General features: G+C 68.1%; 18 protein-coding genes, 1 tRNA gene and 1 other annotated feature. Of the genes, 11 read left to right on the top strand and 8 right to left on the bottom strand.

Annotated features, from left to right (window positions below; translation table 11 throughout):
- Positions 1 to 62: 62 nt before the first annotated feature.
- The 5 genes from serS to PGN12_12610 all read left to right on the top strand — a co-directional run bounded on the left by serS (position 63) and on the right by PGN12_12610 (position 4,849).
- Positions 63 to 1,340 (top strand): serine--tRNA ligase, encoded by a 1,278-nt coding sequence (gene serS / locus PGN12_12590; GenBank protein ID MEH3104728.1) that lies wholly within the window; start codon positions 63 to 65, stop codon positions 1,338 to 1,340.
- On the top strand, positions 1,340 to 2,110 hold the full coding sequence (gene surE / locus PGN12_12595; protein ID MEH3104729.1) for a 5'/3'-nucleotidase SurE: 771 nt from the start codon (positions 1,340 to 1,342) through the stop codon (positions 2,108 to 2,110). The genes serS and surE overlap by 1 nt, the downstream gene beginning before the upstream one ends.
- 6 nt (positions 2,111 to 2,116) lie before the next feature.
- Positions 2,117 to 3,220, top strand: coding sequence for a M23 family metallopeptidase (locus PGN12_12600; GenBank protein MEH3104730.1), 1,104 nt, complete (start codon positions 2,117 to 2,119; stop codon positions 3,218 to 3,220).
- 24 nt (positions 3,221 to 3,244) lie between these two features.
- Positions 3,245 to 4,471 carry a tyrosine--tRNA ligase gene (gene tyrS / locus PGN12_12605; GenBank protein ID MEH3104731.1) on the top strand — a complete coding sequence of 409 codons (1,227 nt, stop codon included), beginning with the start codon at positions 3,245 to 3,247 and terminating at the stop codon, positions 4,469 to 4,471.
- A 66-nt stretch (positions 4,472 to 4,537) separates the two neighbouring features.
- The gene (locus PGN12_12610) at positions 4,538 to 4,849 is read left to right on the top strand and encodes a PilZ domain-containing protein (protein MEH3104732.1); all 312 of its coding nucleotides are present in this window, start codon (positions 4,538 to 4,540) and stop codon (positions 4,847 to 4,849) included.
- A 58-nt stretch (positions 4,850 to 4,907) separates the two neighbouring features.
- On the opposite strand, the gene PGN12_12615 is transcribed toward PGN12_12610, so the two are convergent.
- Together PGN12_12615 and recG are read right to left on the bottom strand one after the other, a co-directional pair.
- Positions 4,908 to 5,345, bottom strand: a complete 438-nt coding sequence (locus PGN12_12615) for a DMT family transporter (GenBank protein MEH3104733.1) — start codon at positions 5,343 to 5,345, stop codon at positions 4,908 to 4,910.
- A gap of 99 nt (positions 5,346 to 5,444) precedes the next feature.
- The gene (gene recG / locus PGN12_12620; protein MEH3104734.1) at positions 5,445 to 7,499 is read right to left on the bottom strand and encodes an ATP-dependent DNA helicase RecG; all 2,055 of its coding nucleotides are present in this window, start codon (positions 7,497 to 7,499) and stop codon (positions 5,445 to 5,447) included.
- A 72-nt stretch (positions 7,500 to 7,571) separates the two neighbouring features.
- Between recG and PGN12_12625 the strand changes: the two genes are divergently transcribed.
- Positions 7,572 to 7,847, top strand: coding sequence for a succinate dehydrogenase assembly factor 2 (locus tag PGN12_12625; protein MEH3104735.1), 276 nt, complete (start codon positions 7,572 to 7,574; stop codon positions 7,845 to 7,847).
- A gap of 134 nt (positions 7,848 to 7,981) precedes the next feature.
- A complete protein-coding gene (gene mfd, locus PGN12_12630) occupies positions 7,982 to 11,437 on the top strand; it encodes a transcription-repair coupling factor (GenBank protein ID MEH3104736.1) in 3,456 nt (1,151 codons plus the stop codon).
- Positions 11,438 to 11,492: 55 nt separating this feature from the next.
- Here mfd and PGN12_12635 read toward each other — a convergent pair whose 3' ends face one another.
- Both PGN12_12635 and PGN12_12640 read right to left on the bottom strand, forming a co-directional pair.
- On the bottom strand, positions 11,493 to 11,900 hold the full coding sequence (locus PGN12_12635; protein MEH3104737.1) for an SgcJ/EcaC family oxidoreductase: 408 nt from the start codon (positions 11,898 to 11,900) through the stop codon (positions 11,493 to 11,495).
- Between the two features lies 1 nt (position 11,901).
- Positions 11,902 to 13,101: a GGDEF domain-containing phosphodiesterase gene (locus PGN12_12640; GenBank protein MEH3104738.1), complete on the bottom strand. Its 1,200-nt coding sequence runs from the start codon at positions 13,099 to 13,101 to the stop codon at positions 11,902 to 11,904.
- Between the two features lie 173 nt (positions 13,102 to 13,274).
- Here PGN12_12640 and moaA point away from each other — a divergent pair, with 173 nt between their 5' ends.
- From moaA to PGN12_12660, 4 genes are all read left to right on the top strand, one after another.
- Complete coding sequence (gene moaA, locus PGN12_12645) at positions 13,275 to 14,285, top strand: GTP 3',8-cyclase MoaA (protein ID MEH3104739.1); 1,011 nt, start codon at positions 13,275 to 13,277, stop codon at positions 14,283 to 14,285.
- A complete protein-coding gene (locus PGN12_12650; protein MEH3104740.1) occupies positions 14,282 to 15,061 on the top strand; it encodes an NAD kinase in 780 nt (259 codons plus the stop codon). The genes moaA and PGN12_12650 overlap by 4 nt, the downstream gene beginning before the upstream one ends.
- Positions 15,062 to 15,137: 76 nt before the next feature.
- Positions 15,138 to 15,212 (top strand) — tRNA-Asn (locus PGN12_12655).
- Positions 15,213 to 15,404: 192 nt separating this feature from the next.
- The gene (locus tag PGN12_12660) at positions 15,405 to 16,010 is read left to right on the top strand and encodes a hypothetical protein (GenBank protein ID MEH3104741.1); all 606 of its coding nucleotides are present in this window, start codon (positions 15,405 to 15,407) and stop codon (positions 16,008 to 16,010) included.
- A gap of 54 nt (positions 16,011 to 16,064) precedes the next feature.
- Here the strand turns inward: PGN12_12660 and PGN12_12665 are convergent, their stop codons facing one another.
- The 4 genes from PGN12_12665 to PGN12_12680 form a co-directional block, all read right to left on the bottom strand.
- Complete coding sequence (locus PGN12_12665; protein MEH3104742.1) at positions 16,065 to 17,549, bottom strand: SulP family inorganic anion transporter; 1,485 nt, start codon at positions 17,547 to 17,549, stop codon at positions 16,065 to 16,067.
- A 68-nt stretch (positions 17,550 to 17,617) separates the two neighbouring features.
- Positions 17,618 to 17,673, bottom strand: a sequence feature (sul1 is cis-regulatory element that is thought to sense ions involved in sulfur or methionine metabolism; They are found in Alphaproteobacteria).
- Between the two features lie 190 nt (positions 17,674 to 17,863).
- Positions 17,864 to 20,599: a preprotein translocase subunit SecA gene (gene secA / locus PGN12_12670; GenBank protein MEH3104743.1), complete on the bottom strand. Its 2,736-nt coding sequence runs from the start codon at positions 20,597 to 20,599 to the stop codon at positions 17,864 to 17,866.
- Positions 20,600 to 20,688: 89 nt separating this feature from the next.
- Complete coding sequence (locus tag PGN12_12675; protein ID MEH3104744.1) at positions 20,689 to 20,955, bottom strand: hypothetical protein; 267 nt, start codon at positions 20,953 to 20,955, stop codon at positions 20,689 to 20,691.
- Positions 20,956 to 21,001: 46 nt separating this feature from the next.
- A complete protein-coding gene (locus tag PGN12_12680; GenBank protein ID MEH3104745.1) occupies positions 21,002 to 21,748 on the bottom strand; it encodes an energy transducer TonB in 747 nt (248 codons plus the stop codon).
- Positions 21,749 to 21,762: the final 14 nt, after the last annotated feature.

The raw sequence follows: 21,762 nt of genomic DNA on the forward strand, positions 1-21,762 counted from the left end.
GGAAGAACGCCGCGCCCGCGGCGCGGGTTGCCTCGGGCCAAGCGCGCGGTCATAGCGCGGCCATGCACGACATCCGCCTGATCCGCGACGATCCCGCCGCTTTCGATGCCGCCATGGCCAAGCGTGGCCTGCCCGCCAGCGCGGAGACGTTGGTGTCGCTCGACCGCCGCCGTCGCGAAGCCGCGACTGAGGCGCAGACCGCGCAGGCACGCCGCAACGAGGCGTCAAAGGCGATCGGTGCGGCCAAAGCGAAGAAGGACGACGACACCGCCGCCGCGCTGATGGCGGAGGTGGCGACGCTCAAGGAACGGCTTCCGCAGCTCGAAGCCGAAGAGGCGGAGACCGGCAGCGCGCTCGACGCCGCACTGGCCGCGCTGCCCAACGTCCCCGCGGCCGACGTGCCGCAGGGCGCGGACGAGGACGACAACCAGCTCGTCCACGAACGCGGGCAGCGGCCCGACTTCGCCTTCACCCCGCGCGAGCACGATGCGATCGGGCCGGCGCTCGGCCTCGACTTCGAGACCGGCGCGGCGATCGCGGGCGCGCGCTTCACCTTGGTGCGCGGCGATGCGGCGCGGCTGCAACGCGCGCTCGGGCAGTTCATGCTCGACCGGCTGACGCGCGCGCACGGTTATGAGGAGGTCGCCCCGCCGCTGCTGGTGCGCGACGAGGCGGTGTTCGGGACCGGGCAATTGCCGAAGTTTGCCGAGGATCTGTTCCGTACCACCGACGGCCGCTGGCTGATCCCGACCGCCGAGGTGTCGCTGACCAATATCGTCCGCGAGAAGATCCTCAGCCACGACGTCCTGCCGCTGCGCTTCGCGGCGCTGACGTCGTGCTTCCGCTCCGAGGCCGGAGCGGCAGGGCGCGACACGCGCGGCTACATCCGCCAGCACCAATTCGACAAGGTCGAGATGGTGTCGATCGTCGCCCCCGAAGCGAGCGAGGAAGAGCATGAGCGGATGACCGCCTGCGCCGAGGGCGTGCTCGACGCCTTGGGGCTTGCCTATCGCCGCATGAAACTATGCACCGGCGACATGGGGTTCACCGCGGCGCGCACCTATGATCTCGAGGTGTGGCTACCCGGCCAGCAGCGCTATCGCGAGATTTCGAGCTGCTCGACCTGCACCGACTTCCAGGCGCGGCGCATGAACGCCCGCTATCGCCCGGAAGGCGAGAAGACGACGCGCTTCGTCCATACGCTCAACGGGTCGGGGCTGGCGGTCGGGCGGACGCTGGTCGCGGTGCTCGAGAACTACCAGCGCGAGGACGGGACGGTGACCGTGCCCGAGGTGCTGCGGCCGTATCTGGGCGGGCTCGAATTGCTGGGTCCGCGCTGATGCGAATCCTGCTTTCGAACGACGATGGCTATCACGCGCCGGGGCTGGCGGTGCTGGAGAAGATCGCCGCACAGCTCTCCGACGACGTCTGGGTCTGCGCGCCAGCGTCCGAACAATCGGGCACCGGGCGCTCGCTGACGCTGACGCGACCCCTGCGGGTCAAGCAGTTCGGCGAGAAGCGCTTCGCGGTCGGCGGCACCCCCACCGATGCGGTGATGTACGCGCTGGCCGAGGTGCTGCGCGACGCGCCGCCCGACCTGATCCTGTCCGGGGTCAACCGCGGCGGAAACATCGCCGAGGACGTCATGTACTCGGGCACCGTCTCGGCGGCGATGGAGGGCGCGCTGGCCGGCGTCCGCTCGGTCGCGCTCAGCCAGCGCTACGGCCGGCGCGAACCGGGCGAGGACGTGTCGTTCGCCGCCGCCGAGGAATGGGGCGCGCGCGTGCTGCGGCCGCTGCTCGACCATGACTGGGCGCCGCGCTCGGTGGTCAACATCAACTTCCCCGAGCCCGAGGCAGGCGCGGTCAAGGGCGTGCGCGTCGTGCCACAGGGGCTGCGCGATTACGGACGCGTGCGGTTCGACCGGCGCACCGATCCGCGCGGGTTCGACTATCACTGGCTGTCGATGGGCCGGGTCAAGCCCGTCGTCGATGACGGCAGCGATCTGGCGACGATCACGCAGGGCTGGATCACGGTGACGCCGCTCCAGCTCGACCTGACGCTGCACGATTCGCTCGTGGCGCTCGGCGACGCCTTCGCCGGGGTGTAGCGCGGCTTGACGCGGCGAGCGGCGAGGTCGGCGGCGCTGCTGCTGGTGCTGGCGGGATGCATCCCCGCCGCCGACCCGCGCTTCACGCCGTCACCATCCGCACCGGCCCCCGCTGCCGACCTGCCTGCCGAGCCCGAACCAGAGCCGACCGTCGAGGCGCCGCTTCCGATACGCCCCTCTCGCCCGCAACGACGCACGCCCGTCGAGCAACTCGCGGCGCCGCGCCCGGCATGGGAAGCGGCACCCGTCACCCCCGACGCGCGGCTGGTCCGTACGCAGGACGTCGTCGTCCGACCCGGCGACACCCTGAGCGCCATCGCCGAGCGGACAGGCGCGTCAATCGCCGCCATCGCGCGTCGCAACAGGCTCGCGCCGCCCTATGCCTTGCGCGCCGGGCAGCGCCTCGTCATTCCCGGCGGTCGCTATCATCGCGTCGATCCCGGCCAGACCGGCATCGCGATCGCGCGCGCCTATGGCGTCCCGTGGAGCGAGGTGGTCGCCGCCAACGACCTGCGCGAACCGTTCGTGCTGGTGACCGGACAGCGCGTGCTCATCCCCTCCCAGCCCGCCTCCGCCGCTGCACGCGCCGCAGCCTTTACGCTCGACGTCGACACGATCCTGACCGGCGGCGAACCCGCCGTGGCGAGCGGACGCGCACCGGTGCGCCCCGTCAAGGGCGCGGCCAAGGTCCCGGCCGCGACTGTCCCCGTCGCCCCGCCGAGCGCTGCGCCCGGACGTTTCAGCTGGCCGCTGACGGGGCAGATCGTCCGCCGCTTCGGCGTCGGGCGCAGCGGCGAACGGTTCGACGGGATCGAGATTGCGGTGCCCTCCGGCACCGAGGTGAAGGCCGCGGCGGCGGGCACCGTCGCTTATGCCGGCGACGGCATCGCCGCGCTGGGCGGGCTCGTCATCATCAAGCATGGCGATAATTGGACGTCGATCTACGGCCATGCCAGCAAGTTGCTGGTGCGGCGCGGACAGGCGGTGACGCGCGGACAGGTGATCGCGACGAGCGGTGCGACCGGCTTCGCCGACCAGCCCGAGCTGCATTTCGAGCTGCGCCGCGGCCGCTCGCCGATCGATCCGGTCACGCAATTGCCGCGCCGCTGACGTGTGTGTAACGACGCCAGCACTATGACCGACTATCAGTCCGACCTGCTCCGCACGCTCACCGCGCGTGGCTACATCCACCAGATGACCGACGCCGCCGCGCTCGACGCGCTGGCCATGAAGCAGGTCGTGCCCGGCTATATCGGCTTCGACCCGACCGCGCCGTCACTGCACGTGGGCAGCCTGGTGCAAATCATGCTGCTGCGCCGTCTGCAACAGGCCGGGCACAAGCCGGTCGTGCTGATGGGTGGCGGCACCGGCAAGATCGGCGACCCGAGCTTCAAGGACGAGGCGCGCAAGCTCAACAGCGACGAGGTCATCGTCGCCAATGTCGCGGGCATCAAGCGCATCTTCGACCGCTTCCTGACCTTCGGCGACGGTCCCAGCGACGCGGTGATGCTCGACAATGCCGAATGGCTCGACAAGCTGGAATATATCCCGTTCCTGCGCGAGGTCGGCCAGCATTTCAGCGTCAACCGGATGCTCAGCTTCGACTCGGTCAAGCTGCGGCTCGACCGCGAGCAATCGCTGTCGTTCCTCGAATTCAACTACATGATCCTGCAAGGCTACGACTTCCGCGAGCTGGCGCGGCGCGCTGGCGTGCGGCTCCAGATGGGCGGCAGCGACCAATGGGGCAATATCGTCAACGGCGTCGAGCTGGCGCGGCGCATGGACGGCACCGAGGTGTTCGGCGTCACCACGCCGCTGCTCACTACCGCCTCGGGCGAGAAGATGGGCAAGACCGTCGCGGGCGCGGTATGGCTCCATGAGGACCAGCTGCCGCACTTCGATTACTGGCAATTCTGGCGCAACACCGACGATCGTGACGTCGGGCGCTTCCTGCGGCTGTTCACCGATCTGCCGCTCGACGAGATCGCGCGGCTGGAGGCGCTGGGGGGCGCGGAGATCAACGAGGCCAAGAAGGTGCTCGCCAATGAGGCGACCGCGATGTGCCGGGGTCGCGCAGCCGCCGAGGACGCCGCCGAGACCGCGCGCAAGACCTTCGAGGAAGGCGCGAGCGGCGCGGGGCTCCCCTCGATGGTCGCACCGGGTGCCACCCCGCTGGTCGACGTGCTGGTGACGCTGGGCTTCGCCGCCTCGAAGGGTGAGGCACGCCGGCTCATCAAGGGCGGTGGCGCAAGGATCGACGGCGAGAAGGTCGCCGACGAAGCCGCGATAGTGACGGTGGCGGGCGCACCGGTGCGCATTTCCGCGGGCAAGAAGCATCACGGCATGGTGAACCCGGCTTAACGTCTTCGCTCACTCTGCGTTAACCCCGGTCAAGTGATAAGCGCGGAGTTAGCGTAGGAGGACAACATGGCCGTACGATCGGCGACGATCGCGTATGAGGACCGCGTCGAGCCGCGCGACGAGACGCTGCATCGCGCGCGACTCGTCATCGCGAGCGGCGAGTCGCGGCTGGTGACGATCGTTAACGTCTCTCCGAACGGCTTCATGGCGCGCAGCGACGAGGCGTTTGCCGTCGGCGATACCGTCACCGTCATCCTGCCGGTGGCCGGCACTTTCGCCGCCGAGGTACGCTGGGCATTGGGCGGGCGGATCGGCTGCAAGCTCGCGCAGGAAGTGCCGCCGGCCTTGTACCAGTTCGTGCTGGCGGCGATGCGGTAGAGTTTGTCGCCCCGAACTTGATCCGGCGCCCCGCTTTCTACCGCGATTGCTGGGGACGTCACCCGCGCCGAAACACCATCACCCCGATCAACACCAGCGCGATGCCGGCGAGCTTGGTCACCGTCACCGGCTGCTGCGGCAGCTGCAGCAACCCGAAATGATCGAGCGTCAGTGCGGCGACCAGCTGGCTCGCGATCGCAATGCTCAGCGCCGCCGCGATCCCCAGCCGCGGCGCGGCAAAGGCGAGCGCCGCGACGAACGCCGCGCCGTAAAGCCCGCCCAGCCACGCCCACCACGGCGCGCCCTTGAGCGCCGACAGCGGGGTGCGGTCGAACGCCCATACGACCAGCAACGTCGCCGTCCCGACGGTGAACGACACCAGCGCCGCCAGCCATACCGAGCCGGACACCCGCGCCAGTGCGGCATTGGTCGGCGGCTGGATCGCGAGTCCCAACCCCGCGAGCACGACGATGATGATCGGTATCAGACCCGGCAATCAACTTCCCCTATTTCCGTCATTGCGAGCGTAGTGAAGCAATCCAGGGCGTTCTGATCCGACCCTGGATTGCTTCGCTCCGCTCGCAATGACGTCCACTTACCCGGACCGCAGCAACGCCACGCCTGCGTCGCGCTCAAACAGATAGAGCGCGATCCGCGCCGCCTGCCCCCGCGCGCCGTTCAACCCGCCATCCCGGTCGATCAGCAGCCGCGCATCGTCGGTGGCAGCGGGCAGCAGCTCCGACAGCAACTCCGGCGTCGCGAGCCGGAACATCGCCTCCCCCGACTGCCGCGTGCCGAGCAACTCGCCCGCACCACGCAGCCGCAAATCCTCCTCTGCGATCCGGAAGCCGTCGTTGGTCTCGCGCATCAGCGCCAGCCGCGCCCGCGCGGTCTCGCTCAGCGATCCGCCGCGCAGCAACAGGCACACCGAGCGACCGCCGCCGCGCCCGACCCGCCCACGCAGCTGGTGCAGCTGCGCCAGCCCGAAGCGGTCGGCATGTTCGATCACGATCAGCGTGGCATTGGGCACGTCGACCCCGACCTCGATCACCGTCGTCGCGACCAGCACGCCGATCTCGCCGGCCGAGAAGCGCGCCATCACCGCATCCTTCTCCGCGCCCTTCATGCGCCCGTGCACCAGCCCGACGCGCTCCCCGAAGCGGCTCGCCAGCGCGGCGGCGCGCGCCTCGGCGGCCTGCAGATCGCTGGTTTCGCTTTCCTCGACCAGCGGGCAGACCCAATAGGCCTGCTTGCCCTCCGACAGATGACGGCCGAGCGCATTGATCACCTCGTCGACGCGTTCCTCGGACAGCACCCGCGTCTCGATCGGCTCACGTCCCGGCGGCATTTCGTCGAGCCGGCTCTGATCCATCTCTCCATGCAACGCGAGCGTCAGCGTGCGCGGGATCGGAGTCGCGGTCATCGCCAGCAAGTGCGGCGGGGTCCGGCCCTTGGCCTGCAACAGCATCCGCTCGGCGACCCCGAAGCGATGCTGTTCGTCGACCACCACCAGGCCGAGATCGCGATAGCTGACCGCCTCCTGAAAGATCGCGTGCGTGCCGACGAGGATGTGGATCGATCCGTCCGCCAGCCCCATCAGCGTCGCCTCGCGCGCGCGGCCCTTGTCGCGCCCGGTCAGCACCGCGATCTCGACCGGCAGCCCGGCGAGCGTCCGGCGCAGCGTCTCGTAATGCTGGCGGGCGAGGATCTCGGTCGGGGCGAGCATCGCCGCCTGCGCGCCCGCCTCGACCGCGATCAGCAGCGCCATCGCCGCCACCAGAGTCTTTCCCGAGCCGACGTCGCCTTGCAACAGCCGCAGCATCGGCGCGCTCTGCGCGAGATCGCCCTCGATCTCGCGGACGCTGCGTGCCTGCGCGCCGGTCAGCTGGTACGGCAGCCGCAACAGGTCGCGGAGCCGTCCGTCGCCCTGCAACGCGCGCCCACGCCGCTTGCGCGTATCGGCGCGGACGATCGACAGCGCGAGCTGGTTGGCGAACACCTCGTCATACGCCAGCCGCGCACGCGCCACGGCATCGGCGGGATCGGCATGGAGCCGCGTCATCGCCTCTCGCCATGCGGGCCAGCCGCGCTGCGCCTTGAGGCTCGGCTCGATCCACTCGGGCAGGTCGGGCGCGCGCGCCAGCGCCTGCTCGACCAGCGCGCCGAGCCGCCGCGAGGTCATGCCCTCGGTCAGCGGATAGATCGCCTCGCGCTCGCGGAAGTCGCCGTCCTCGCCGCCGACCTCCGGGTGGATGATCTGCAGGTCCTGCCCATATTGGTCGAGCCGCCCCGATACGCGGCGCGGTTCGTTCAGCGGCAACAGCTTGCGCACCCGCCCCGAGCCGCCGCCGAAGAACACCAGCGCGACGGTGTTGCCATGCCGATCGGTCGCGACGACCCGCGTCGGCGCGCGCGGGCTGCTGCTGGTGCGATAATCGGTCGGGGTCAACGTGATCGCGATCGTCCGCCCGACATCGCTCTGCATCAGCTCGTCGCGCGGCCAGCGATCGACCCAGCCGGAGGGGACGTGGAACAACAGGTCGAGCACGCGCGCGATCCCCAGCCGGTCGAGCGGCTTGGCGAGCGCCGGGCCGACGCCCTTCAGCGCCTCCACCTCGGCGAACAACGGATTGAGGATATCGGGTCGCATGACTATCTGGTGCCGATACCCTGCCCCGACGGTCGCCGCCAGCGCCCGCCGGTCGTTTTGCATTGGAACGTTATGGACCACGACATCCGCCTGAAACGCCTGCGCTTTCGCGCGTGGCATCGTGGCACGCGCGAGGCCGATCTGATGATCGGCGGCTTCTTCGACGCGCATGGCGCGACGTGGAACGCGGAGCAGCTCGACTGGTTCGAGCGGCTGCTGGAGGAACAGGACGTGGACATCATGGGCTGGGCGATCGGCTCGATTCCGTGCCCGGCGGAATGGGAGGGCGAGATGATGCAGACGATGCGCAAGGTCGATTTCGTGACGGTGCTCGACACGGGGATGTGACGCGCTGCTCCCTCTCCCCATGGGGAGAGGGCCGGGGTGAGGAGCCGGTGTCTCACCGAGACCGACGCGCTCTGCGAGGCCCCACCCCCTCACCCAACCCTCTCCCCAAAGGGGAGAGGGCCAGAAGAAGAAACATGCCCGACCTCTCCACCATCCTCAAAGCCACCGTCCCGCTCACGCTCTCGGGCGTGCCCGGCGGCTTCCTCCCGTCGCTGCTCGCCGATCTCGCGCGCGCTGCGCCGCGTCGCGCGGTGTTCGTCGCCGCCGACGAGGCGCAGATGCGCAGCATCGCCGCGACCGCGCCGTTCTTCGCGCCCGAGCTGGAGGTGGTGCAGCTCCCGGCCTGGGATTGCCTCCCCTACGATCGCGCCTCCCCGACGCTGCGCGTGATGGCGGAGCGGATCGGCGCGATGCATCGCCTGCAGCAGAAGCCGACCGGGCCGCAGCTCGTGCTCACCACAATCAACGCGCTCACCCAGCGCACGTTGACCCCGTTCCGCATCCGCCAGCTTGTCGCCGAGCTGAAGCCCGGCGCGCGGATCGACCGTGACGCGCTCGGCGCACTGTTGCAGGCGAACGGCTATGTCCGCACCGACACCGTCCACGACGCCGGCGAATATGCGGTGCGCGGCGGGATCGTCGACCTGTTCCCGAGCGGCGAGGAACAGGCGCTGCGGCTCGACTTCTTCGGCGACGAGATCGAGAGCGTCCGCACCTTCGATCCCGGCGACCAGCGCACCACCGGGCGGCTCGACGGCTTCGTGCTGCTCCCCGCGTCCGAGGCGCTGCTCGACGACGACAGCGTCAAGCGCTTCCGCACCCGCTATCGCGAGAAGTTCGGCGCCACCGCGACCGGCGATCCGCTCTATCAGGCGGTCAGCGAAGGACGACGACTGGCCGGCATGGAACATTGGCTGCCGCTGTTCGAGGAGAAGCTCGCGACGCTCTGGGACCATCTCGGCGACGATGCCGTGGTGGTGCGCGATGCCGGCACCCCCGCCGCGGTCGAGGCGCGGCTCGACGCGATCGCCGATTATTACGAGAACCGGAAGCGCGCCGAAGCCGCCGAGCCCGGCAGCTACCGCGCCCTCCCCGCCAAGACGCTCTACCTCGACGAGGACGAATGGCGCGCCGAGGTCGCCGGGATGCCCGCGCATCTGGTTACGCCGTTCCACGAACCCGAGTCGTCGACCGTGCTCGACTTCCAGGTCGACGGCCCGCGCGACTTCGCGCCGGAGCGCGCCAATCAGGCGAATGTCTATGAGGCGGTCGTCACGCATGTCGCGCGGCTGAAGAAGGACGGGCGCAAGCCGATCCTCGCCAGCTATTCGGTCGGCGCACGCGACCGCCTCAAGAACCTGCTCGACGACCACGGGCTGGTCGGCGCGCGGCTGGCCGAGACGTGGCAGGACGCGCTGGGGGCCGCCGATCGCGGCGTCGCGCTGACCGTCGTCGGGCTCGACCACGGCTTCACCGCCCCCGACGTCGCGGTGTTGACCGAGCAGGACATGCTCGGCGACCGGCTGATCCGCCGGGCCAAGCGCCGCAAGTCCGCCGATGCCTTCCTCGCCGAACTCGCGACATTGTCGCCGGGCGATCTGGTCGTCCACACCGATCACGGCATCGGCCGCTATGTCGGACTGACGCAGGTGCCGGTCGCCAAGGCGCCGCACGATTGCGTCGCGCTGGAATATGCCGGCGGCGACAAGCTCTACATACCCGTAGAAAACCTCGAAGTCCTCTCGCGCTACGGCTCGTCGGAGGAAGGTGCGAGCCTCGACCGGCTCGGTGGCGAGGCGTGGCAGCGCCGCAAGGCGAAGATGAAGGAGCGCATCCGCGAGATCGCGGGCACCTTGATCGCGGTCGCCGCCGAACGCGCGCTGCGCCCCGGCGAGGTCGCCGAGCCCGACGCGAGCGGCTATCCGGCGTTCGTCGACCGTTTCCCCTATGAGGAAACCGACGATCAGGATCGCGCGATCTCGGACGTGCTCGACGATCTGGCGGCCGGCAAGCCGATGGACCGGCTGATCGTCGGCGACGTCGGCTTCGGCAAGACCGAGGTCGCACTACGCGCCGCCTTCGTCGCGGCGATGGCCGGAATGCAGGTCGCGGTCGTCTGCCCGACCACCCTGCTCGCGCGCCAGCATTACCAGAATTTCTGCGCGCGTTTCGACGGCTTCCCGGTCGAGATCGGCCGCCTTTCGCGGCTCGTGACCGCCAGCGAGGCGAAGAAGGTCAAGGACGGCGTCGCGAACGGCACGATCGATATCGTGATCGGCACCCATGCGCTGCTGGCCAAGAACGTCGACTTCAAGCGGCTCGGGCTGGTGATCGTCGACGAGGAACAAAGGTTCGGCGTGACGCACAAGGAGCGGCTCAAGACGCTGCGCGCCGACGTGCACATGCTGACGCTGACCGCGACGCCGATCCCGCGCACGCTCCAGATGGCGATGGGCGGTCTGCGCGAACTGTCGGTGATCCAGACCCCGCCGGTCGATCGGCTTGCGGTGCGCACCTATGTGATGCCGTGGGACCCGGTGGTGCTGCGCGAGGCGTTGCTGCGCGAACATTATCGTGGCGGGCAGAGCTTCCTGGTCACCCCGCGCATCGCCGACCTGCCCGACATCGAGGATTACCTCCGCCGCGAGGTGCCGGAGATCCGCTACGTCGTCGCGCACGGGCAGATGGCACCGACCGAGGTCGAGGAACGGATGTCGGCCTTCTACGACAAGAAGTTCGAGGTGCTGGTCTCGACCACGATCATCGAGAGCGGGATCGACATTCCCTCCGCGAACACGATGATCGTCAACCGCGCCGATCGCTTCGGCCTCGCGCAGCTCTACCAGCTCCGCGGCCGGGTCGGCCGGTCGAAGACGCGCGCCTATGCCTATATGGTCGCCCCGCCCGAGCGGCAGATGACCGAGGCGGCGGAAAAGCGACTCAAGGTGCTGAGCGATCTCGATACCTTGGGCGCCGGGTTCCAGCTCGCCAGCCACGATCTCGACATTCGTGGTGCCGGCAATCTGCTCGGCGACGAACAATCGGGACACATCAAGGAGGTCGGCTACGAACTGTACCAGTCGATGCTGGAGGAAGCGATCCTCGAGGCCAAGGCCGGCGGGCTGCGCGAGCGCCAGCGCGACTTCTCGCCGCAGATCAGCGTCGACGCCCCGATCCTGATCCCCGAGGATTATGTCCCCGACCTCGACCTGCGCATGGGCCTCTATCGCCGCCTCAACGAGGTCGATGAGGTGCAGGGGCTCAACGCCTTCGCTGCCGAGATGATCGACCGCTTCGGTCCGCTGCCCGAGGCGACCGATAATCTGGTCAAGATCATGGAGATCAAGCTCAACGCCAAGAAGGCGTGCGTGTCGAAGCTCGACGTCGGGCCGAAGGGCGCGCTGGTCGCCTTCCACGACGACAAGCCACCGAACGTCGCCGGGCTGCTCGCCTATGTCGAGAAGCTCGGCGGCATCGCCAAGCTACGCCCCGACAGCAAGCTGGCGCTGACGCGGGTGTGGGCCGATCCGAAGGCGCGGCTGCACGGTGCGCTGCAACTGTCTAAGGGGCTGGCGAAGGCGGCGGGGTAATGCGCTTCTCGTCACCCCGGACTTGATCCGGGGTCCCGCTTCACGACGGTGGCCTTCAGCTGCTGTGGTCGGAGATGATCTTCCAGCCGTCCTTGCGCCGCTCGAACAACAGCGTCGTCAAGCCGGATTGCGGCGCGCCCGAAGCCGGGGTCAGCGTCCAGCGCGCGACGTGAAGGACGTGGACCGCGCTGAGCGCGCGCCACGCCATCGGCTGGAACGTGAGCTTCCCGCGCGTGTTGCCGCCATTGGCAAAGCTTCGCGCATAGCGTTCGGCGATCGCTGCCTTTCCGCGCACCACCTTGTCGCCTGCGACATAGACCGCGTCGGGCGCATAAATGGCGGTGAAGCGGGCGAGGTTGCCCGCGTTCCAGCCCGCCGCGCTATCCGCCATCGCCGCGTCGATCGCCGCTTGCGGTGTCGCGGCCGCCGCGGCGGCGATCAGGATCGGAACGATCGGCATCATGTCACTTCCCCTTGCCCGCGCCGCTGCGCACCAGCGCGATCAGAGCGGCATCGTCGAGCGGGCCCGCACACAAAAACCCCTGATAGAAGGTACAGCCGCGCGCCGCGAGCAACAGCCGCTGCGCCTCGGTTTCGACGCCCTCCGCGATCGTCTCGAGCCCGAGACCGTCAGCGATCGACAACACGCCCTGCAACACCACGCGGTTGCGCGCATCGCTGACCGCGGCTTGCGTCAGGCTGCGATCGATCTTGATATAATCGAGCGGCAGCGACGCGACATAGGACAGGCTGGAATAACCGGTGCCGAAATCGTCGAGCGCAACGCGGCAGCCCGCCGCGCGCAGTGCCGCCAGCGCGACTCCCGCGGCCCGCAGGTTGTCGATCATCGCCCCCTCGGTCACTTCGGCGGTGACGCGCCCCGGCGCGATCCCGGCTTCGTGGACGCGGGCGAGGAAGCGGCTGACGAACGGCGCGCGTGAGAGATCGGTGGCGGTGACGTTGACCGCGATCCGCAATCCCGACAGCAGATCGGGCCATTCCGCGGCGCGCCGGAGCGCCAATGCCTGGACGTGATCCGACAGCGCCACGCCCAGCCCGGCGCGATCCGCGGCGGCCAGCAACGTCTCCGCGCCCAGCTCACCCAGCCGCGGATGATGCCAGCGTGCCAGCGCCTCGACGCCGACGATCCGGCCATCGATCAGATGCACCTGCGGCTGGAAGCGGACGTCGATCTCCTGCCGCTCCATCGCACGATGCAGGTCGGCCGCGAGCGCGGCGATCGGCACGCCGCTCCCCTCCGTGGCGACGCGTGTCGTCACCCCCTCGCTGGCGCGCGCGTGCGCGAGCGCCTCGGCGGCGCGGCGGAGCAGATGGTCGAGCGCTTCTTGGTCGGTACGCCGTGCGACGCCGATCCGCGCGCCGAGATGGATCGTCTCGTTTCCGATCGTGAACGGCTGTTCGAGCGCGCGTTCGACCGAATCGACCGCAGCGTCGCCGAGCCGCGCGTCACCCGCCACGACGATCGTGAAGGTCGCACCGCTGCGCACCGCCGCGCTGTGATAGTCGGCGAGCGCGTCGCTCAATCGCTCGTCGATCGCCGCGACCAGCTGGTCGCCGGTCATCCGGCCGTAGGCGGCGTTGACGATCTCGAAACTGGTCGGCGCGGCGGTGATCGCGGTCACGCCGTCGTCGGCGGACGACATCAATTGCAGCTGTTCCGCGCTCGCGGTTCGCTCGCCCCTACGGCGCCCGGCGGCGCGTTGCATGGTTCGTGTCTGACGCTCCATGCGCTGGAACGTAGGAGGTGGTTCGCGCGACGGCAATCCGATCTTGCCGGACGTTGAACGACTCAATAGCTTCACGCGTTGTGACGGCAATGATCCAGACCAGCAGCACGGCCGCGCCGCTCATCGATGGCTTTGGCCGTACCATCCGATACTTGCGGGTTTCGGTCACCGATCGTTGCGACCTGCGCTGTCGCTATTGCATGGCGGAGCACATGACGTTCCTGCCGCGCGAGAAGATCGCGACGCTCGAAGAGCTGGCGATCATTGCCGAGCGCTTCATCGCGCGCGGGGTCCGAAAGGTCCGCCTGTCGGGCGGCGAGCCCTTGGTGCGACGCGACGTGTTGCAGCTCGTCCAGCGGCTCGGGCGTCATGTCGGCGGCGCGCTCGACGAGTTGACGATGACGACCAACGGTACGCGGCTGCGCGATCATGCGGCGGCGTTGCGAGAAGCGGGGCTGCGCCGGCTCAACGTCAGCATGGACAGCCGCGATCCCGATCGCTTCCGCCACATCACGCGACACGGCGACGTCGCGCAGGTGCTCGACGGGATCGCCGCCGCGCGGGACGCCGGGCTTGCGGTCAAGATCAACATGGTCGCGCTGAAGGGTGTCAACGAGGACGAGATCGCGACGATGCTCGCCTGGTGTGTCGGGGAGGGGCACGACCTGACCCTCATCGAAACCATGCCGATGGGTGCGATCGACGAGGATCGCACCGATCGCTTCCTGCCGCTGACGGTCGTGAAGGAGCGGCTCGATGCGCGCTTTTCGCTGGCGCGCGATGCGGCGCAAACCGGCGGGCCGGCGCGTTACTGGCGCGTCGACGGCAGTACGACGCGGCTGGGGCTGATCTCGCCGCTGACGCAGAATTTCTGCGACGGCTGCAACCGTGTGCGCCTGACCACCGAGGGGCGGCTGTACACCTGCCTCGGCCACGACGATCACCGCGACCTGCGCGCCGCACTGCGCGACGGCGGGGTGGACGCCCTCGATGCGGCAATTGAGGATGCGCTGACCACCAAGCCGAAGCGCCACGATTTCCGGATCGGGCGCGGCGATGCGCCTGCGGTCGCGCGGCATATGAGCGTCACCGGCGGATGAGCCTCTATCCCCGGCGGGCGCTGGTCGCCTCGCCCACCGCCCCGGCGCAGGCCGCGCGCGCCGAACTGGCCGATGCTTGGGACTGGTGCCCGCTCGAAGAGGCGGATCTGGTCGTCGCGCTGGGCGGCGACGGCTTCATGCTCCAGACGCTGCACCTGCTGCTCGAACGGCGCCGGGCGATCGTGCCGGTGTTCGGGATGAACCTCGGGACGGTCGGGTTCCTGATGAACGAATGGCGGCGCCACGATCTCGACGGACGGATCGAGCGCGCGCGCGCGTTCAAGGTCACGCCGCTGACCGCCACCGCGACCGGCTTCGACGGCGGCGTGCATACCCTGCCCGCGATCAACGAAGTGTCGTTGCTGCGCGAGACGCGGCAGACCGCCAGGCTGGAAGTGCGGGTCAACGATCGCGTCGTGCTGGAGGAATTGTCCTGCGACGGCATCCTCGTCGCCACGCCCGCGGGGTCGACGGCGTACAATCTGTCGGCGCACGGTCCGATCCTCCCGCTCGGTTCGCAGATGCTCGCGCTGACCCCGATCAGCGCGTTTCGCCCGCGGCGGTGGCGCGGCGCGATCCTGCCCGACAAGACGCGCGTGTCGCTGCGCGTGCTGGAGGCCGGCAAGCGCCCCGTCTCGGCGGTCGCGGACCAGCGCGAGATCCGCAACGTCGCGCAGGTCGACATCGCGATGGACCGCGCGCGCGAGCTGACGTTGTTGTTCGATCCGGAGCATGCGCTCGACGATCGCATCACCATGGAGCAGTTCGTCGCATAAGTCGCAAAGATGAAATAAGGGTCTTGCGCGGTCAAAATCCCGCTTTATAGACCCCCTCCACGACGTTGAACGACGTTCCCTGATAGCTCAGCGGTAGAGCTCTCGACTGTTAATCGAGCGGCCGTAGGTTCGAATCCTACTCAGGGAGCCACCTCTTTCCGGCAATGCGGAGATCGAGGGGTTCGGGCGTTTCGTGGCCTTTATTCGCACCGGAAATTGCCACGGATCGGCCGGTTCACGGCTTCTCCTGACACCGGAGCGATTTCGTTCATCGCACGTTCCACTCATCTCGGCTATGCGACGGCTCGTCGCACCGCCCGGGTGCGTTGGAGAGTACGCCATGATGATGAAGTTCGGTCGCTCGGCGATGGTGGTGGCCCTGGCGGCCAGCACGACGCTGGTCGCGGCCTGCGCGACCGAGACTGCCTATCGGCCCGCCACCGGCAGCGGCTTTTACCGCACCGGCTATAGCGACCTGCGGATCGAACCGAACCGCTATCGCGTGACCTTCGCCGGCAACACCGTCACCGATCGTGACGTGGTCGAGCGCTACCTGCTGTTCCGTTCTGCCGAGCTGACGCTGCAGAACGGCTACGACTATTTCGTGATGGCCGATCGCGATACCGATCGTCAGGCGCGTACCTATTCGACGCCCGGCTTCGGCGGCGGCTGGGGCCCGGGCTTCGGCGCGTTCGGCGGCGGCCTGTGGGGTCCGCGCTGGGGCTTCTACGGCCGCGGCTTCGGCTATCGCGCCTGGGACCCGTTCTGGGGTGGCCCGTGGGGCGGCTTCGGGGGTGGTCAGGACATTCGCACCGTCGATCGCTACGAAGCCTCGGCCGAGATCGTGATGTTCAAGGGCACGCCCGATCGCGGCAATGTCCGCGCCTTCAACGCCCGCGCGGTGGTCGATTCGATCGGCCCGACGATCCGGCTGCCCAAGGCGTCCTGACGCTCGCACGACCGGGGCATCGGTTCGGGTGACCGATGCCCCGTTTCCCTGCGATCAGTGCGGGGTAATGCCGAGCTCGACCCCGGTCTTGTCGTGGAGCGCGAAGCGGTCGACCAGATCGGCGCTGGCCTCGTTGTAACCGACGACCTCTACCAATGCGCCATCGCGCCTCAGCCGCGCGACGATCTTGTCGAGCGCGGCGACCGCCGAGATGTCCCAGAAGTGCGCCGCGGACACGTCGATCACGACCGCCCGCCCCTGCTCCGCCGCAAAGGCGCGCGTGAACAGGTCGACCGAAGCGAAGAAGATGTTACCGCGCACCCGGTAGCGAACCGGATCGCCGGGCTCGCGTGCGACCGCAAACATTCGCCGGACCTTGCCCGCGAAGAAGATCCCCGACAGCAGCACGCCCGCCGCCACGCCCTGTGCGAGATCGCGGGTCGCGACCACCACCGCCACCGTGACCAGCATCACGATCGACGAGGTCGGCGGATGCCGGCGCAGGTTGGGGATCGAATTCCAGCTGAACGTCCCGATCGACACCATCACCATCACCGCGACCAGCGCCGGCATCGGCACGCGCCCGACCACCGGCCCCAGCACCGCGAGCAGGAACAGCAGGAACGCGCCGGCGACGAACGTCGACAATCGCTTGCGCCCGCCCGAGGTGACGTTGATGACCGATTGCCCGATCATCGCGCATCCGCCCATTCCGCCGACCAGCGCGGCGGCCAGATTCGCCCCGCCCTGCCCCATACACTCGCGACGCTTGTCGCTGTCGGTATCGGTCATGTCGTCGACGATCTGCGCGGTCAGCATCGACTCGAGCAGGCCCACCGCCGCCATCGTCAGCGAATAGGGCAGAATGATCCGGAGCGTGTCGAGCGTCAGCGGCACCTGCGGAACGGTCAGCGACGGCAAACCCTCCGGCAGCCGCCCCATGTCACCGACGGTGCGCACCGGCAGGCCGAGCATGATCGCGAGCACCGTCAGCACGACGATCGCCACCAGCGGCGACGGAACCGCCTTCGTCACGCGCGGCAGCAGGTAGATGATCGCCAGCCCGCCCGCGACCAGTGCGTAGCTGTGCCAACTCACGCCGATCAGCTGCGGCAGCTGCGCCATGAAGATCAGGATCGCCAGCGCGTTGACGAAACCGGTGATGACCGAGCGCGAGACGAACTGCATCAGCAGGTCGAGCCGCAGCAGCCCCGCGACGATCTGGATGCCCCCCATCAGGATCGTCGCGGCAAACAGATAGTCGACGCCATGGTCGCGCACCAGCGGCGTAACGACGACCGCGACCGCGGCGGTCGCGGCGGAGATCATCGCCGGGCGGCCACCAAGCAGCGAGATCGTGAGCGCAATCGCGATCGAGGCATAAAGCCCGACGCGCGGGTCGACGCCGGCGATGATCGAAAAGCCGATCGCCTCGGGGATCAGCGCGAGCGCGACGACCACGCCGGCGAGGATTTCGCGGCGCGCCTCGCCCGCATCCGCGCACCACGCGGATCGAAAACGGTAAGTGATGTTGGTCATGAGCCTGTTGAAACCACGACACGCATCGGCGTCCGCACGGGACGCTGTAAGTCAGAACGATACGTGCAGGTTGCCCGGCGGATCGGCGGCCGGGATAGCCACCCGGATTTGCACCGGGTCCATGCGGATGCCGGTGCCTTTAGGCGCGTTCGGGCGGTCGGGGCAAGAGGGCGAAGCACACTAGCGGTCGCCCCGGAATTGATCCGGGGCCCCGCTTCTACCGTGCGCGAGATGAGAAAGCGGGATCCCGGATCAAGGCTCCGCTGAGCTTGCCGACGGGTCCGGGATGACGTTTGATGGACGCCCGCCTTACCTCACGCCGCGCCGTGGCAATGCTTGTACTTGCGCCCGGAGCCGCACGGGCACGGCGCGTTGCGGCTGACCAGACCCTCCCAGCTCGCCGGATCGTCGCCAAGATCGGCGGCGGTCGGCTGCGGGATCTGCAGCGGCGGGATCGTCGTCGTCACCAGCCCGCGCGTACCCGCGTCGATGTCATTGGAATTGTCCTCGCCGGTGAACGGGTCGAAGTGCGTGGTGATGAAGTCCGGCAAATCGGGCAGCGGCGGCGGCGCCTGCATCTGGAACTGCGCGAAGGCGATCGTCCGCGTCACGTCCTCACGGATCGCGTCGAGCATCCGCTGGAAGAGGTTAAACGCCTCCTGCTTATACTCGTTGATCGGCGTCTTCTGCGCATAGGCGCGCAGGTGGACGACCTGACGCAGTGCGTCGAGCATCGCGAGATGCTCCTTCCAGTGATGGTCGAGATTCTGGAGGAGGATCGACTTCTCGACCTGCGTCCAGGTCGCGGTGTCCAGCTCGGCGGCTTTGGCCTCGACCATCGCGTCGGCTTCGGCGAGAACCCGCTCGGTGACGATCTCGGGATCGAGCGCATCCTCGTTGAGCCAGTCGTCGATCGGCGGGGCAATGTTGAGCACCTCGGCGAGCCGCGTCTTCATCCCCTCGACATCCCATTGTTCGGGATAGGAATTGGGCGGGCATGCCTCGCCGACGATTGCATTGACCGTCTCGGCGCGCATATCGGTCACCACGTCGCCGACCGTATCGGCATCCATGATGTCGGCGCGCTGCTCGTAGATTACCTTGCGCTGATCGTTCATCACGTCGTCATATTCGACGACCTGCTTGCGGATGTCGTAGTTGCGCGCCTCGACCTTCTTCTGCGCGGTCTCGATCGCCTTGGTCAGCCACTTGCTGCCGATCGCCTCGCCATCGTTGATGTTGTTGCGCATCATCTTGGCGAAGAGCGTATCGGGTCCGAAAATACGCAGCAGATCGTCGTCGAGCGACAGATAGAAGCGGCTGAGACCCGGATCGCCCTGCCGGCCCGAACGACCGCGTAGCTGGTTGTCGATCCGACGGCTCTCGTGTCGCTCGGTCGCGAGCACGAACAGGCCGCCGGCCTCCAGCACCTTCTGCTTCTCGACCGCGATCTCGGCGCGGATCTGCTCGATCGCCGCCTCGCGCTCCGGCCCCCCGGGCATCCCGGCGAGTTCGTCCTCGACGCGCATCTCGAGGTTGCCGCCGAGCTGGATGTCGGTGCCGCGGCCCGCCATGTTGGTGGCGATCGTCACCGCGCCGAGCCGTCCGGCCTGCGCGACGATATGCGCCTCGCGCTCGTGATAGCGCGCATTGAGCACCGAGTGATCGACGCCTTCCTGCCGCAGGAACTCGCTCAGCAACTCGGATTTTTCGATCGACACCGTGCCGACCAGCACCGGCTGGCCCGTCTCGGCATGTTCGCGGATCTTCTTGGCGATCGCGCGGAACTTGTCCTGCGTGTCCTTGTAGAATTCGTCCTCTTCGTCGACGCGGTGCACCGGCTTGTTGGTCGGGATCGTGACGACGTTCATCTTGTAGATGTCATAGAATTCCGCGGCCTCGGTCGCGGCGGTGCCGGTCATCCCCGCCAGCTTCGGGTACATGCGGAAATAGTTCTGGAAGGTGATCGAGGCCATCGTCTGGTTCTCGGGCTCGATCTGCACGCCCTCCTTCGCCTCGACCGCCTGATGCAGACCGTCCGACCAACGGCGCCCGTCCATCATGCGCCCGGTAAACTCGTCGATGATGACGACCTTGCCATCCTTGACGATATAGTCGGTGTCGCGCTTGAACATCGCGTTCGCACGCAGCGCCTGGTTCAGGTGGTGGACGACCTGCGTGTTCTCAAAGTCGTACAGGTTCGCGCCCTGCAACAGCCCGGCGGCCTCGAGCATCCGCTCGGCGCGCTCCGTCCCGTCTTCGGTCAGGACGATCGACTTCTGCTTCTCGTCCTTCTCGTAATCCTCCTCGGTCAGCTGCTTCACGATCGCGTCGACGCCGATGTACAGCTCGGACTTGTCGTCGGTCGGGCCGGAGATGATGAGCGGGGTGCGCGCCTCGTCGATCAGCACCGAGTCGACCTCGTCGACGATCGCCATCGCGAACGCGCGCTGCACCATCTGGCTGCGCTCATACTTCATGTTGTCGCGCAAATAGTCGAAGCCGAATTCGTTGTTCGTGCCATAGGTTATGTCGGCGGCGTAGGCGTTGCGGCGCTCTTCGTCCGACAGGTTCGGCACGATCACCCCGGTGGTCAGCCCGAGGAAACGGTAGACGCGGCCCATCCAGTCGGCGTCGCGGCTGGCGAGATAGTCGTTGACGGTGATGACGTGGACGCCCTCACCCGGAAGCGCGTTGAGATAGGTGGCGAGCGTCGCGACCAGCGTCTTGCCCTCGCCGGTGCGCATCTCGGCGATCTCGCCGCGATGAAGCACGATGCCACCGATCATCTGCACGTCATAGTGACGCTGCCCCAGCACGCGCTTGGCCGCCTCGCGCACGGTCGCGAACGCCTCGGGGAGCAACTGGTCGAGCGTCTCGCCGTTCGCCAGCCGTTCGCGGAACAGCACCGTCTGATGGGACAGCGTGGCGTCGTCCATGGCCTGCAGCGTCGGCTCGAACGAGGCGATCTTGGCGAGGATCGGGTTGAGCGACTTGACGTAACGGTCGTTGGACGAACCGAAGAGCGATTTGGCAATACCGCCGAACATGGGCGTGATCCTGTATCTGGAAACGGCGCGGCGGCACCAGTGTCGGGCGGCCGCGCGGAAATAAGTGGCGTGACGAAACTGACGCCGCGCTATTCGCGCCGGCGACCCGCGAAGATCGGCTCGACCGCGACCAGCGCCAGAACGCGCAATTGCGGCGCACCGCTGCTGTCCACGAGTGTTGCACGCGGTTGCGCGGGACGGGTGGCAAGGCGGCGCGCGGCGGAGGCGATCGCTGCGGCCTTCACCTGCTGCGCTACCGCTTGGGCAACCTGCGGCTGACGCGCCGCTGCCCCGACGCCGGTCAGCGCGGAAAGCAACGCGGAAAGGATGAGCAGCAGATTCACGACGCCGGACATAGGATGCACGCGCGGGCACGTCCACCGCCCCCACGCGGGTAAACCATCAATTTGACGGCGGAAGCAACGTCGTCCACTCGGCCACAAGGACCCGCGCCGCCTTGTTCACGCCATCCTTGTCTCGCGCCGGGATAAAGTGTTGACCGGAGTCGCACGCCGTCGGCCTCGGATACTTCTTCGCTTCTTCCGCCCACTCGCCGCTTATCGCCACCGTGCAGTTCGTTGGCACGCCACTCGCGTCGACCGTCTGCCGCGCCTCCCGCATCGACAACAGGCGACTCCCGACCGGTACGGCAGGCATCGGCGGCGGGGTGTCGCCGTTGCGGATCACGAAATCCGATCGCATCCGAAAGCGCCCGGCCACTTTCAGGCTTGCGCGCAAGCCGGCCGGGTTGAAGCCGGAACCGCCGCATCTGGTCAGATCGCCCGTTTGCGGTTTGCCATCCGCGATGATCTCGCACCCCGCGATGGTGTCGTCCGCGGCGATCGTCATGATCGTGGCGAAATCAACCGGCCCAGACGGTTGTCGATTGTCGCCGTCTTCCGGCAGCACCCAGCGGATCGGAAAAGTCACCTCACTCGCGATCGCCCGGTCCTTCGCGTCGCGGGCCGGCGTGAACCGGCCCCTCGCCAGGATCAAGTCACACGTGCCCTTTTCCAGCGTCGGTGATCCGATCGAGATGTCGATACGGCATCCCGTCGGGTGCCCGGTCGCGTCCACCGCGACGATCGCGACCACCCGCCCCTGCTCGCCGGCGCGGATCGCCGCCGGCGGATAATTGTCGGCACCGATTTATTCGACGACAT

Origin of the sequence: Sphingomonas phyllosphaerae, assembly GCA_036946405.1 — a bacterium.
GTDB lineage: Bacteria > Pseudomonadota > Alphaproteobacteria > Sphingomonadales > Sphingomonadaceae > Sphingomonas > Sphingomonas phyllosphaerae_D.